This window comes from Cupriavidus sp. LA-1 (assembly GCF_055385985.1).
The window spans coordinates 2221112-2233361 of record NZ_AP031387.1; the positions used below are offsets into that span (position 1 = coordinate 2221112).

Below are 12250 nucleotides of genomic sequence, written 5' to 3' on the forward strand. Positions count from 1 at the left end.
CCCCCCATGGAAATCCGGCAATTGGAAGCCTTCGCCGCGGTGGTCACCACGGGCAGCGTCACCGCTGCCGGGCGCCTGCTCGGCCGCTCGCAGCCGGCCATCACGCGGCTGATCCAGGAGCTGGAGGCCGAGCTGGGCTTTGCCCTGTTCACCCGCAGCGGCCCGCGCGTCAGCCCGACCGAGCAAGGCTTCCTGCTCTATGACGAAGTCGAGCAGACGCTGGCCGGCATGCAGCAGATCCGCACGCGCGCCGCGGCCCTGGCGCGCGGCGATGGCCGGCCCCTGCGCATCGCCGCGACCCCGGCGTTGGCGGCAGGCCTGCTGCCGCCGGCACTGGCGCTGGCTTTCGAACGCGGGCTGTGCGCACCGGAGCGGGTCTCCGTGCAGAACCTGTCGCCGGAACAGGTGGTGCACGCAGTCCTGACCGGCGCCGCCGATATCGGCCTGAACAGCCTGCCGCTGGAACACCGCGGCGTGACCGTGCACTGGATCGGCCAGTCCGCCTGCGTGGCGGCGGTGCGTGCCGACGACCCATTGGCGGCGCAGCCTGCCATCGCCCTGCAGGACTGCCGCGGGCGCCGCCTCGTCACCATGCAGAACCCGTACCGGCTGCGCCGCCGCGTCGACCGGGCGCTGGCCGGCGCCGGTGTGCCGGCGGCCGCCGTGATCGACACCAATACCTCGATCAGCGCGCTCACGCTGGTGCGTGCGGGGCTGGGCATCGCCGTGCTGGAACCCGTGACCGCGCGCGGGCTGCCGCTGACCGATATCGCCGTGCGGCCCATCGATGCCGATATTCCTTTTTTCTTCGGCGTGATCACGCCGCAAGCCCGCCCCGCCAGCACTGCGGTGCTGGGGCTGGTGCAGGCCGTGGCCGACGCCGCCGCCGGACTATTGCCCGACCTGGTGCGGCGCGAGCCCGCCGAACACGGCGCGCTGCTGCAGTCGCTCTATGGCGATGCCAGCGGCGACGCTGACACGCTCTCACAAGATGCCGGACTTCCAAGCCATGACTGACCTATCCGCCTCCGCCCCTACCCCTGCCGCCGGCCTCGCCGCGCTTGAGGCACGCCTGCGCCAGGACCTGTCCTGGCTGGAACTGCCCGCCAAGGCCTGGACCGTCCCGCGCACCCTGGACGACCAGGAAGTCCTGGACGTCGCTGTCATCGGCGGCGGCATGGCCGGGCTGGCAGCCAGCGCCACCCTGACGCATCTCGGCATCCGCGTGCGCACCTTCGACCGTTCCCCGGCCGGCTTCGAAGGCCCGTGGGCCACCACCGCGCGCATGGAAACGCTGCGTTCGCCCAAACAACTGACCGGCCCCGCGCTGGGGCTGCCGGCGCTGACCTTCCGCGCCTGGTTCGAGGCCCAGTTCGGCGATGCCGCCTGGGAGGCGCTGGACAAGATCCCGCGGCTGCAATGGATGGACTACCTGCGCTGGTACCGCCAGATGCTGGCGCTGGATATCCGCAATGAACACCGGGTCGATGCCATCGTGCCGCGCCCGGACGGACTGGTAGCGCTGTCGATGCAGACCCCGGACGGCCCGCAGACCGTGCTGGCGCGCCGCGTGGTGCTGGCCACCGGCCGCGACGGCCTGGGCGGCGCCTACCTGCCGCCGGTGGCGGCCAAACTGCCGCGCCACCTGTGGGCGCATTCGTCCGACGAGATGGACTATGCCGCGCTGCGCGGCAAGCGCGTGGGCGTGGTCGGCGCGGGCGCGTCGGCCATGGACAGCGCGGCGACCGCGCTGGAAGCCGGCGCCGCCAGCGTGGAAATGCTGATCCGCCGCGCCGACATCCCGCGCGTCAACAAGGGCAAGGGCGCGGGCAGCCCCGGCCTGGTCCACGGCCACCCCATGCTGTCCGATGCATGGAAATGGCGCATCCGCCATTACATCAACGCGCAGCAAGTGCCGCCGCCGCGCGGCAGCACCCTGCGGGTCTCGCGCCATGCCAATGCGCGCTTCCACCTGGGCTGCTCGATCGAAGCGATCGAGCCGCATGGCGAAGGCTTGCGCGTATTTACGCCCAAGGGCGTATTCGAGCTCGACTTCCTGGTCTTCTCCACCGGCTTCCGCATCGCCCTGGACACCCGGCCAGAGTTTGCTGCCTTCGCCCCGCAAATCCGCTACTGGCGCGACCGCTACACGCCGCGCCCCGGCCAGGAAGACCAGGAACTGGCCGACTCGCCGGACCTGGGCCCCGCCTTCGAGTTCATCGAGAAGACGCCCGGCGCCTGCCCCGGGCTGTCGCGCATCCACTGCTTCTGCTATCCGGCCGCGCTGTCGCACGGCACGGTGTCGGGCGACATCCCGGCCATCAGCGACGGCGCGCGCCGGCTGGGCCAGGGCATCGCCGGGCTGCTGTACCAGGAAGACGTGGAAATCCACTACGCCAACCTGGAAGCCTACGCCGAGCCCGAAGTGTTCGGCGACGAATGGACGCCGGCGCCATGAGGGCGATGAGAAGCGCCCTCACCCGCTGGCCCTGGCGCTGGCTGCTGCGCCGCCTGCTGCAGGCGGCCGTGGTGGTGCTGGTGATGACTGTGATCGTCTTCGCCGGCCTGCATGCCATCGGCAATCCGGTCGACATCCTGATCGGCCAGGACGTGGACCAGGTCGACCGCGCGCGCATCATCGCCGCGCTCGGGCTGGACCAGCCGCTGTGGCGCCAGTACCTCGGCTTCCTGAACGGCGCGCTGCACGGCAACCTGGGCAACAGCTTTGTCTACAACGTGCCGGCGATCGAGCTGATCCTGCAGCGGCTGCCGGCCACGCTGGAGCTGGCGGTGGCGGCCCTGCTGCTGGCCGTGCTGGTGGGCGTGCCGCTCGGGCTGTTCGCCGGGCTGTATCCCGAGCACCCGCTGTCGCGGGTGCTGATGACCGGCAGCATCGTCGGCTTCTCGCTGCCCACCTTCTGGGTCGGGCTGATGCTGATCATGGCGTTCAGCGTGCGGCTGGGCTGGCTGCCTTCGGGCGGGCGCGGCGCCACCGCGGAATGGCTGGGCGTGCCGTGGTCCTGGCTCACCGCCGACGGGCTGCGCCACATGATCCTGCCGGCGATCAACCTGTCCTTGTTCAAGGTCTCGCTGGTGCTGCGCCTGACGCGCGCCGGCGTGCGCGAGGTGCTGCCGCAGGACTGGGTCAGGTTCGCGCGCGCCAAGGGCCTGTCGCCGCTGCGCGTGGTGCTCGGCCACGTGCTGCGCAACACCATGATCCCGCTGGTGACGGTGCTGGGCCTGGAGTTCGGCTCGACCATCGCGTTCGCCGTGGTGACCGAGAACATCTTTGCCTGGCCTGGCGCCGGCAAGCTGATCCTGGACAGCATCAACGCGCTCGACCGGCCGGTGATCGTCTCCTACCTGGTGGTCGTGGTATGCCTGTTCGTCACGCTGAACCTGATTGTCGACGTGCTCTACAAACTGCTCGATCCGCGCGTGCGGCTGGAGGGCGCGGCATGAACGCCAGCGACAAGACAAGCGCCGCGCCGGCTGAGGATTTCGCGGCGCCGGCATTGCGGCGCGAGGCGCCGTGGCGCCGCGTGGCGGCTGATTTCCTCGCCTCGCGCACCGCCATGTTCGGGCTGGTGGTGCTGGTGCTGCTGGTGCTCACCGCGTTGCTGGCGCCATGGATCACGCCGCAGAACCCCTATGACCTGCTGCAACTGGATGTGCTGGACGCGCGCCTGGCGCCCGGCACCGCCAACGGTGCCGGCACCTACAGCTACTGGCTGGGCACCGACGGCCAGGGCCGCGACATCCTGTCCGGCATCATTTACGGGCTGCGCATCAGCCTGCTGGTCGGCGTCGGCTCGGCTGCAATCGCCGGCGTGCTCGGCACGCTGCTGGGACTGATTGCGGCGTATGCCGGCGGGCGCGTGGACAGCCTGATCATGCGCACCGTGGACCTGCTGTTGTCCTTCCCGTCCATCCTGGTGGCGATGATGATCCTGGCCTTCCTGGGCAAGGGTGTGGGCAACGTGGTGCTGACGCTGGTGATCCTGGAGTGGGCCTACTACGCCCGCACGGCACGCGCCCAGGCCCTGGTGGAAAGCCGGCGCGAATATGTCGAGGCCGCGCGCGGCCAGGGCATCGCGCACTGGCGCATCGTGGTCGGGCACATCCTGCCCAACTGCATGCCGCCGCTGATCGTGATCGGCTCGCTGCAGGTGGCGCGCGCCATCACGCTGGAGGCCACGCTGTCCTTTCTCGGCCTGGGCGTGCCGGTGACCGAGCCTTCGCTCGGCCTGCTGATCGCCAATGGCTACCAGTTCATGCTGTCCGACGAATACTGGATCAGCTTCTTCCCGGGCATTGCGCTGCTGCTGACCGTGGTGGCCATCAACCTGGTGGGCGACCGCCTGCGCGACGTCCTCAACCCGAGGCTGCAGAAATGAGCGCGCCTGCCACGCAATCCGATCTTCCCACGCTGGAAGTGCGCCACCTGCGCACCCACTTCGACACCCGCAACGGCGTGCTGCGCGCGGTGGACGATGTCTCGTTCGCCGTGCCGCGCGGCCGCATCCTGGGGCTGGTGGGCGAATCCGGCTCGGGCAAGTCGGTCACCGGCTTCTCGATCATGGGGCTGGTGGATCCGCCGGGCCATATCGCCGGCGGCGAGATCCTGTTCCAGGGCCGTGAGCTGACCCGCATGCGCCCGGCCGAGTTGCGCCAGTTGCAGGGCAACCGCATCGCCATGATCTTCCAGGACCCGATGATGACGCTGAATCCGGTGATGCGGATCGATGCGCAGATGATCGAGGCGGTGCGCGCGCACAGCAAGGCCAGCCACAAGCAAGCGCGCGAACTGGCCCGCGACACATTGGGCATGATGGGCATCCCAAGCCCGGACGAACGGCTGCTGGCCTACCCGCACCAGCTTTCCGGCGGCATGCGCCAGCGCGTGGCCATCGCCACCGCCATGCTGCACCGGCCCGACCTGATCATCGCCGACGAGCCCACCACCGCGCTGGACGTCACCATCCAGGCCCAGATCCTCTCGGAAGTGCAGACGCTGGCGCGCCAGCACGGCACTGCGCTGATCTGGATCACGCACGACCTGTCCGTGGTGGCGGGCCTGGCCGACGAGGTTGCGGTGATGTACGCCGGCCGCATCGTCGAGCAAGGCCCGGTCGACGACGTGCTCGACCACCCGCTGCACCCCTACACCGCCGGCCTGATCGCCAGCCTGCCAAGCCTGAACCAGCGTGGCCAGCGGCTGCGGCAGATTCCCGGCATGACGCCCGACCTGGCCGCGCTGCCGCCCGGATGCGCCTTTGCCGCGCGCTGCCCGCGTGCCAGCGCCGTGTGCGGCGCAGCGCCGGAAATCACCACCCCCGCGCCGCTGCGCCAGGTGCGTTGCTTCCACCCCGGCCAGGCGGCCGTCAGCATGGAGCCGGCATGACCGTCAGCCAACTGGATCGCGCCCAGGCGGGCCACGCGCAAACTGTGCCGGCAGCGGCAGATGGCAGGCCGCCGCTGGTGTCGGCCCGCGCGCTGGCCAAACGCTTCGGCGAGCGCCAGCCAGGGCGCATCGGCCAGGCACTGGAGCGCCTGGGCTGCTCCGAGCCCGCGCGCGTCACCCACGCCGTGGACGGCGTCGACCTGGACCTGAAGCACGGCGAAGTGCTCGGGCTGGTGGGCGAATCGGGCTGCGGCAAGTCCACCCTGGGGCGCATGATCGCGGGCCTGCTCGACCCGTCCGCCGGCGAGATCCACATCGACGGCCGCAGCCCCGCCAGCCTCGACCGCGCCGGGCGCCAGGCGCTGCGCCTGAAGATCCAGATGGTGTTCCAGGACCCCTACGCCAGCCTGAACCCGCGGCTGCGCGTGGACCGCATCGTCGGCGAGGGCGCGCGCCTGCAAGGGCTGGTCGATGCAGCCGGCTTCGACGACTACGTCAGCGCGCAACTGCAGCGCGCCGGACTGGACCCGAGGCTGCGCCAGCGCTACCCCCACCAGTTCAGCGGCGGCCAGCGCCAGCGCATCGGCATTGCCCGCGCACTGGCGGTGCAGCCCGAGCTGCTGGTGTGCGACGAGGCCGTGGCCGCGCTGGACGTGTCGATCCAGGCCCAGGTGCTGAACCTGTTCATGGACCTGCGCGAGCAACTGGGCCTGAGCTACCTCTTCATCAGCCACGACCTGGGCGTGGTCGAGCATATCTCTGACCGCGTGATGATCATGTACCTGGGCCGCGTGGTGGAAAGCGCGCCGACCACCGAGATCTTCCGTCGCCCCAATCATCCGTACACGCAGGCGCTGCTGGCCGAAATCCCGCGCCTGGATGCGCGCCACAAGACCTTTACCGCCATCCGCGGCGAGATCCCAAGCCCGCTGGCGCCGCCGGCGGGCTGCCATTTCCACCCGCGCTGCCCGCATGCCATGGCGCGCTGCGCGGTGGAGCCGCCCAGGCTGCGCGGCATCGCCGTCAACCACCTGAGCGCCTGCCATCTCAATGAAGGCTGACACTCACCGTATCGCCCCGTTCGTTCCACAAACCGCCCCGAGGAATCGCCCCATGAATCGCTCGCCGTCCTTCTCCTTGCGCGCCACCGTGGCCGCCGTGCTTTGCGCCGCCGCGACGGTGGCTGCAGCGCAGTCGCTGACGATCGGCTTTGCCGACCCGTTGTCGTCACTGGACCCCCAGCTGAACAACCACGCCGGCGACCGCTCGGTGGACCTGCACTTCTGGGACCTGCTGATCGAAAACAAGGACAACAAGCTGCAGCCGGGGCTGGCGCTGTCGTGGAAGGCGCTGGACGACAAGACCTGGGAGTTCAAGCTGCGCCGCGACGTCAAGTGGCAGGACGGCAAGCCCTTCACCGCCGAGGACGTGGTCTTCTCCTACCAGCGCGCACGCAACGTGCCGGGTAGCGTGGCCTCGTTCTCGGGCTACCTGCGCACCATCGAATCCGCCAGCGCCAAGGACCCGTACACGCTGCTGGTCAAGACCAATATCGCCAACCCCGACCTGCCGCTGAACCTGGCCTCGGTCCATATCGTCAGCAAGCACGTCGGCGACAAGGCCAGTACCGACGACTACAACGCGGGCCGCGCGGTGGTGGGCACCGGTCCCTACAAGTTCGTCTCCTACACTCCGGGCGACCGTGTGATCATGGCGCGCAATGACAGCTACTGGGGCGGCAAGCCGATCTGGCAACAGGTCAATTACCGCTACATCAACAACGGCCCGGCCCGCACGGCAGCGCTGCTGTCCGGCGATGTCGACGTGATCGACAAGGTCTCGGTGTCCGACCTCGCCAAGCTCAGGCAGTCGTCCAGCGTCAGCGTGTTCCCCTACAACGGCCTGCGCGTGATGCTGCTGCAACCGAGCTTCAAGCCGGGTCCCAACCCCTACATCACCGACAACGCCGGCAAGCCGCTGGACAAGAACCCGCTGCTTGACGTGCGCGTGCGCCGGGCGCTGTCGCTGGCCATCAACCGCGAGGCCGTGGTGGGCCGCATCCTGCAGAACACCGCCACCGTCGCCAACCAGTGGATGCCCAAGGGCACCTTTGGCTACAACCCCGAGGTCAAGGACATCGCCTATGACCCCGCGCTGGCGAAGAAGCTGCTGGCCGAGGCCGGCTTTGCCGACGGCTTCAAGCTGACCATCCACGCCCCCAACGACCGCTACCCGCAGGGCCCGGAAACCGCGCAGGCCGTGGCGCAGTTCTGGACCCGCGTGGGCGTGAAGACCCAGGTGGAAGTGGTGCCCTGGTCGGTCTACTCCGGCCGCGCCAACAAGAACGAGTACGCGGTCAGCATGCTGGCCTGGGGCAATGGCACGGGCGAGGCCAGCTATGCGCTGGTCAACGTGCTGGCCAGCGTGGACGCAAAGAAGGGCCTGGGCGCCTCCAACTGGGGGCACTACAGCAACCCGGCCGTGGACCGCGCGCTGGAGGAATCCACCGCCGAGTTCGACGTGGCGAAGCGTGAAACCATCCTGCGCCGCTCGGTCAAGCTGGTGTCCGACGACGTGGGCGTGCTGCCGCTCTACCACTATCAGAACATCTGGGCCGCAAAGAAGGGCCTGAAGGTGACGCCGATGACCAGCGACCGCACCGCCGCCATGATGGTGACGCGGACGGGCAAGTGAGCATGGCCGCGATGACCGCCCCAACCCTTGCCATCACCCCGGCCGATGCGCTGATCGACGTGCCGCGCCGCATCGCCATCACCGGCTTGCGCCCCGGCGAGACCGTGGCCGTCAGCACGCGCACCGTGCGCGGCCGCGACATCGCCTGGGCCAGCCAGGCCGATTTCATCGCCGCGGGCGACGGCAGCGTTGACCTGGAGCGCGATGCGCCGGTGCGCGGCAGCTATGACGGCGTGGCTCCCATGGGCCTGCTGTGGGCGCAGCGGCCGGTGGCATCGGACAGCCGCGAACTGTTCCATGTCGACGCCACCCGGCCGCTGGTGACCGAGATCACCGTCACCGCCGCCGGCGGCGAGGCCGGCGGCGAGCTGGTGCAGCGCCTTGCCGCGCCAGGCGTGGTGCGCGAGGAAATCCGCGTGGGCGGGCTGGTCGGCACGCTGTACCGCCCGCCGGGCGCCGGCCCGCACCCGGCGGTGATGGTGCTCAACGGGTCCGGCGGCGGCATCAACGAACCGCGCGCCGCGCTCTATGCCTCGCATGGCTATGCCGCGCTGGCGCTGGGCTACTTCAAGGCGCCAGGCCTGTCGGACTATATCTCCAACACGCCACTGGAATACTTCGAGCGCGGCCTGCAATGGATGCATCGCGAGCTGCACCCGGCGCACGGCTTTGTCGCGCTGTCCGGCCAGTCGCGCGGCGGAGAGTTGGTGCTGCTGCTGGGTGCGACCTTTCCCGATCTGGTGTCGGCGGTGGTCGGCTACGTGCCGGGCGCGGTGGTACACAGCGCCCAGAATGCCGCCGACCCGGCCATCGGCCGCGAGGGCGCGGCCTGGCTGCACCAGGGCAAGCCGCTGCCGCATGTGTGGGAGAACAACCCCGACGCCAGCTGGGCACCATTCGACGAAGGCCCCGCCCCGCACCGGCACGAGCGCGCCATCCTGACTGCACTGAAAAATGCCGAGGCCGTGGCGCGCGCCCGCATCCGGGTGGAGCACATCCGCGGGCCGGTGATGCTGCTGTCCGGCACCGACGACGGCTCGTGGCCGTCCAGCCTGTATTCGCGCATGGTCGCGGACAAGCTGGCCGAGACCGGCCATCCGTATCCGGTCGAGCACCTCGACTTCGAGCACGCCGGCCACGCCATCCTGTTCCCCTACGTGCCCACCACGCAAGCGGTCTACGCGCATCCGGTATCGCGCCGCATCAGCACCACGGGCGGCACCCCCGAGGCCAACGCCGGTGCCGACGAGGCGTCCTGGCACGGGGTCCGCGCCTTCCTGGCGCGGGCGGTGGCCGCGCGCAAGCAAGCCGCCGGCAACTGACGGCTGCGCCAGCACGACAACGAATCCTTCGATACTCCGGGAGTCCTTATATGACCCAAGCAAACGCTGCCGCCACTGACGTGGTAGATCAGGTCTCCGGCCTGGCCGCCGGCTCCGCCATCCACACGCTGCGTCACGCACGCGACAAGGTGGTGGCCTCTACCCAGGGCAGCTACAACGGGCTGTTCGATCCTGCCCTGCCCGGCCTGACCCTCGCCGAGCGCCTGCTGGTCGCGCTCTACGCTGCCCGCCTGGCCGGCGCCGCCGACCTGGTGGCCCACTACCGTGCCCGCCTGCAGGCCATCGAGGCCGACGCCGCGCTGGTCGCCCTGGTCGAGCAGGCCAACCCCGATACCCTCGCCGACGCGCGCCTGCGCGCCATCCTGGCCTTCACCCGCACGCTGAGCGAGCGCCCGGTGGAAGGCGACCAGGCCGCGCTGAAGACCCTGCCCGCCGCCGGCCTTGCCACGCCCGACGTGGTCACGCTGGCGCAACTGATCGCCTTCCTGTCCTACCAGGTGCGCCTGGTGGCCGGACTCAAGGCAATGCAGGCACTGGGCGCCGGCACCCCGGCCACCACGGCCGCGCCCGCCACGGCAGGCACCCTGCTGCAGAACCCGATCCGCGCGCGTGGCTTCACCAACGAAGTGCTGGACTGGAAGGCCTGGCTGGACGTGGTATCCGTCGACAGCGCCACGCCCGAGCAGGTAGCGGTGCTGGAGGAAAGCCACCCCAAGGCCAAGGTATCGGACTACTACCTGTTCCTCGTGCACCAGCCCGAGATCCTGCGCCAGCGCTCCACCGCCTTCAACGCCATCATGTACGCCCCGGGCGGCATGCCGCGCGCCGAGCGCGAACTGGCCAGCACGGTGGTGTCCCGCATCAACGGCTGCGTCTACTGCGCGTCGGTCCATGCCCAACGCTTTGAACAGCTAGCCAAGCGCAACGCGGTGGTTCAGCAAGTGTTCGACGATCCCTACACGGCCGGCACCACCGCGCGCGAGCAGGCGATCGCAAAGTTCTCGATCGAACTGACCGAGCAGCCCGCCCAGGTCACTGCCGGGCAGCTCAGGCCGCTGCGCGACGCTGGCGTGACGGATGCGGAGATGCTGGACCTGATCCACTCGGTCGCCATCTTTGCGTGGGCGAACCGGTTGATGTTGAACCTGGGTGAACCGGTGTTTCCGGAGCAGTCTGGGCAGTAAGCCGTCAGGCGCCTGCGGCAATGCCACCCGCCAGCCGCAGCGCGCTGTCCCGCACCTCGATCTTGACGGGATCGGTCTTCTTCCACTGCTTCTTCGGCACGACCAGCTTCCAGACGGCATCCTTGTCCGGGTTGCGGAACAAGGCCACCACGCCGACATATTCCGTGTCGGCGTGCATCGGCTCGCTCAGGCTTGCGCTCGTGTCGGGGCGCAAGACCACGTCGCGGCTGGCGAGCAGGTCGGGCTTGAGCGATTCAAGATCATTCGCCTGCAGTTGCGCGTAGCTGAGCTGCTCAAACATCTGCGGTGCCTTCAGCTGGTAGACGCGCACAACCGTCGATAGCGATCGTCCGGCGCCGCTGGGATTGAGCGACGTGCGGCTGGCAAGGTCCAGGTTCATGGTCTTGACCTGCGTCGTGAAAGCCCATTTCGCTGCCTGGACCGTGCCATCCTTGATCGCCTGCCCGACCCCGCACCCCGCGAGCAAAAGCATGGCGGCAAGCACCGCGCCCTGATTCCAAATCTGCCGTTTCATCATCTGAATCCTGTCTTGCTGGTTTGCATCGATCTTGCCCGTTAGCGGCTCAGTGCGACATTGCCGCTGCCGGGCCGTTCCCGGCCCAGGTGCCGAGTTGCACACGGGTCATCCTGTCCGAACCGGCGCCTCGCCTCAGTTGCGTCGTGTAGCCAAGGCTCACCTTGTCTGAATTCAGCGCCGGCGCCGGCATCAGTGCGGCGTCGACTTGCATCTCCAGGCACGCTTGCGCCGCGTAGCCAAGATAGAAGCGCAGCAGCGCCGTCACCTCGCGATGCAGCGCGCAGCCTGGCATCAGGCCCAGTACCCCCTCGTTGGTCCGCGGCGTGACCACCACACGCACGGTGTTGGCGCGGTCAAAGAAGCCACGGCCCAGCACGCAGTTCTCGCCCAGCGGCATGGGCTCCGTCGTATCGATGCGCACCCACACGGGATGGAACTCTTCCACGGCGATGTGCGCGTCCGGCACGGCATGCCGGAGCACGCCCGCCAGTCCTTCGGCTGTGCGTGTGCGCTGGCTGGCCAGGCCCAGCATCGACAGCAGCTTGCGCGCGCCGACGTCGCCTTCCACCGGCGCCTGACCGTCCGCCCGGCCAAGCCCCAGCCCGAGCAGGCTCAGCAGGCAGCGCGACACATCATCATCGCCGCCCGACCGGAATCCGACCGGGTAGCGGTACTTGCGCGCGACCCGGTAGAACTGCGTGACAATCCGGTGGTGAAACAAATCGAGGAACGCCGCCAGCGGCTCGGCGCCGTCACGGCGCTGTGCGATCTCATCGGTGAAATAGGCCGGCATCCGCGCATCGACGCCATACAGTCCGAGGAAGGTCGTGCGTATCACCGGCGGCCGCCCGGGATGATCGCTGTCGCGCTCCACCGCCGCGACCTCGCGCGCGGGGAAACCCAGCGGCCCATGCGAACGGAACCGCACCGGCTCATTGTCCGGCGAATCCGTAGTGCCAAGCGGTGGCTGCCGCGGCGCCGACAGTTCGATCAGCTCGCACAGCCGGAAGAGATTCATCTGCGGCGCCGCGGCCAGCAGCGCCTCCAGCAGGGCGCCGGCCGAGCCGGCCGTTACAGCGGATTCCAT

At 69.3% G+C, this 12250-nt stretch carries 11 protein-coding genes; 9 read left to right on the forward strand and 2 right to left on the reverse strand.

The features are described 5' to 3' along the window. The first annotated feature begins 6 nt into the window (after window positions 1-6). Genes ACZ5MJ_RS10445 through ACZ5MJ_RS10485 form a run of 9 tightly spaced genes read left to right on the forward strand, consistent with a single transcriptional unit; the run spans window position 7 to window position 10625 of the window. Window positions 7-1017 (forward strand): LysR family transcriptional regulator, encoded by a 1011-nt coding sequence (locus tag ACZ5MJ_RS10445; RefSeq protein ID WP_464219170.1) that lies wholly within the window; start codon window positions 7-9, stop codon window positions 1015-1017. Next, window positions 1010-2458 (forward strand): FAD-dependent oxidoreductase, encoded by a 1449-nt coding sequence (locus tag ACZ5MJ_RS10450; protein WP_464219172.1) that lies wholly within the window; start codon window positions 1010-1012, stop codon window positions 2456-2458. Before ACZ5MJ_RS10445 ends, ACZ5MJ_RS10450 begins: the two co-directional genes overlap by 8 nt. Further along, the gene (locus ACZ5MJ_RS10455) at window positions 2455-3462 is read left to right on the forward strand and encodes an ABC transporter permease (RefSeq protein WP_464219173.1); all 1008 of its coding nucleotides are present in this window, start codon (window positions 2455-2457) and stop codon (window positions 3460-3462) included. The genes ACZ5MJ_RS10450 and ACZ5MJ_RS10455 overlap by 4 nt, the downstream gene beginning before the upstream one ends. Next, window positions 3459-4397: an ABC transporter permease gene (locus tag ACZ5MJ_RS10460; RefSeq protein ID WP_464219175.1), complete on the forward strand. Its 939-nt coding sequence runs from the start codon at window positions 3459-3461 to the stop codon at window positions 4395-4397. The genes ACZ5MJ_RS10455 and ACZ5MJ_RS10460 overlap by 4 nt, the downstream gene beginning before the upstream one ends. After that, entirely contained in the window at window positions 4394-5404 is a 1011-nt protein-coding gene (locus ACZ5MJ_RS10465; RefSeq protein ID WP_464219177.1) for an ABC transporter ATP-binding protein, read from the forward strand. Before ACZ5MJ_RS10460 ends, ACZ5MJ_RS10465 begins: the two co-directional genes overlap by 4 nt. Further along, window positions 5401-6465, forward strand: coding sequence for an ABC transporter ATP-binding protein (locus ACZ5MJ_RS10470; protein ID WP_464219179.1), 1065 nt, complete (start codon window positions 5401-5403; stop codon window positions 6463-6465). Before ACZ5MJ_RS10465 ends, ACZ5MJ_RS10470 begins: the two co-directional genes overlap by 4 nt. Window positions 6466-6517: 52 nt before the next feature. Continuing rightward, window positions 6518-8098: an ABC transporter substrate-binding protein gene (locus tag ACZ5MJ_RS10475; RefSeq protein WP_464219180.1), complete on the forward strand. Its 1581-nt coding sequence runs from the start codon at window positions 6518-6520 to the stop codon at window positions 8096-8098. Window positions 8099-8109: 11 nt separating this feature from the next. Continuing rightward, entirely contained in the window at window positions 8110-9420 is a 1311-nt protein-coding gene (locus ACZ5MJ_RS10480) for an acyl-CoA thioesterase/bile acid-CoA:amino acid N-acyltransferase family protein (RefSeq protein WP_464219181.1), read from the forward strand. A gap of 50 nt (window positions 9421-9470) precedes the next feature. Then, window positions 9471-10625: a CMD domain-containing protein gene (locus ACZ5MJ_RS10485; protein ID WP_464219183.1), complete on the forward strand. Its 1155-nt coding sequence runs from the start codon at window positions 9471-9473 to the stop codon at window positions 10623-10625. A 4-nt stretch (window positions 10626-10629) separates the two neighbouring features. Here the strand turns inward: ACZ5MJ_RS10485 and tssJ are convergent, their stop codons facing one another. After that, window positions 10630-11160 carry a type VI secretion system lipoprotein TssJ gene (gene tssJ, locus ACZ5MJ_RS10490; protein ID WP_464223698.1) on the reverse strand — a complete coding sequence of 177 codons (531 nt, stop codon included), beginning with the start codon at window positions 11158-11160 and terminating at the stop codon, window positions 10630-10632. 49 nt (window positions 11161-11209) lie between these two features. After that, window positions 11210-12250: a type VI secretion system baseplate subunit TssG gene (gene tssG, locus ACZ5MJ_RS10495; RefSeq protein ID WP_464219185.1), complete on the reverse strand. Its 1041-nt coding sequence runs from the start codon at window positions 12248-12250 to the stop codon at window positions 11210-11212.

Bases quoted from the DNA above. Each gene is read 5' to 3' on its own strand.
- tssJ (WP_464223698.1), bottom strand. From the start codon at position 11,160: ATGAAACGGCAGATTTGGAATCAGGGCGCGGTGCTTGCCGCCATGCTT.
- tssG (WP_464219185.1), bottom strand. From the start codon at position 12,250: ATGGAATCCGCTGTAACGGCCGGCTCGGCCGGCGCCCTGCTGGAGGCG.
- ACZ5MJ_RS10450 (WP_464219172.1), top strand. From the start codon at position 1,010: ATGACTGACCTATCCGCCTCCGCCCCTACCCCTGCCGCCGGCCTCGCC.
- ACZ5MJ_RS10455 (WP_464219173.1), top strand. From the start codon at position 2,455: ATGAGGGCGATGAGAAGCGCCCTCACCCGCTGGCCCTGGCGCTGGCTG.
- ACZ5MJ_RS10475 (WP_464219180.1), top strand. From the start codon at position 6,518: ATGAATCGCTCGCCGTCCTTCTCCTTGCGCGCCACCGTGGCCGCCGTG.
- ACZ5MJ_RS10480 (WP_464219181.1), top strand. From the start codon at position 8,110: ATGACCGCCCCAACCCTTGCCATCACCCCGGCCGATGCGCTGATCGAC.
- ACZ5MJ_RS10445 (WP_464219170.1), top strand. From the start codon at position 7: ATGGAAATCCGGCAATTGGAAGCCTTCGCCGCGGTGGTCACCACGGGC.
- ACZ5MJ_RS10460 (WP_464219175.1), top strand. From the start codon at position 3,459: ATGAACGCCAGCGACAAGACAAGCGCCGCGCCGGCTGAGGATTTCGCG.
- ACZ5MJ_RS10465 (WP_464219177.1), top strand. From the start codon at position 4,394: ATGAGCGCGCCTGCCACGCAATCCGATCTTCCCACGCTGGAAGTGCGC.
- ACZ5MJ_RS10470 (WP_464219179.1), top strand. From the start codon at position 5,401: ATGACCGTCAGCCAACTGGATCGCGCCCAGGCGGGCCACGCGCAAACT.
- ACZ5MJ_RS10485 (WP_464219183.1), top strand. From the start codon at position 9,471: ATGACCCAAGCAAACGCTGCCGCCACTGACGTGGTAGATCAGGTCTCC.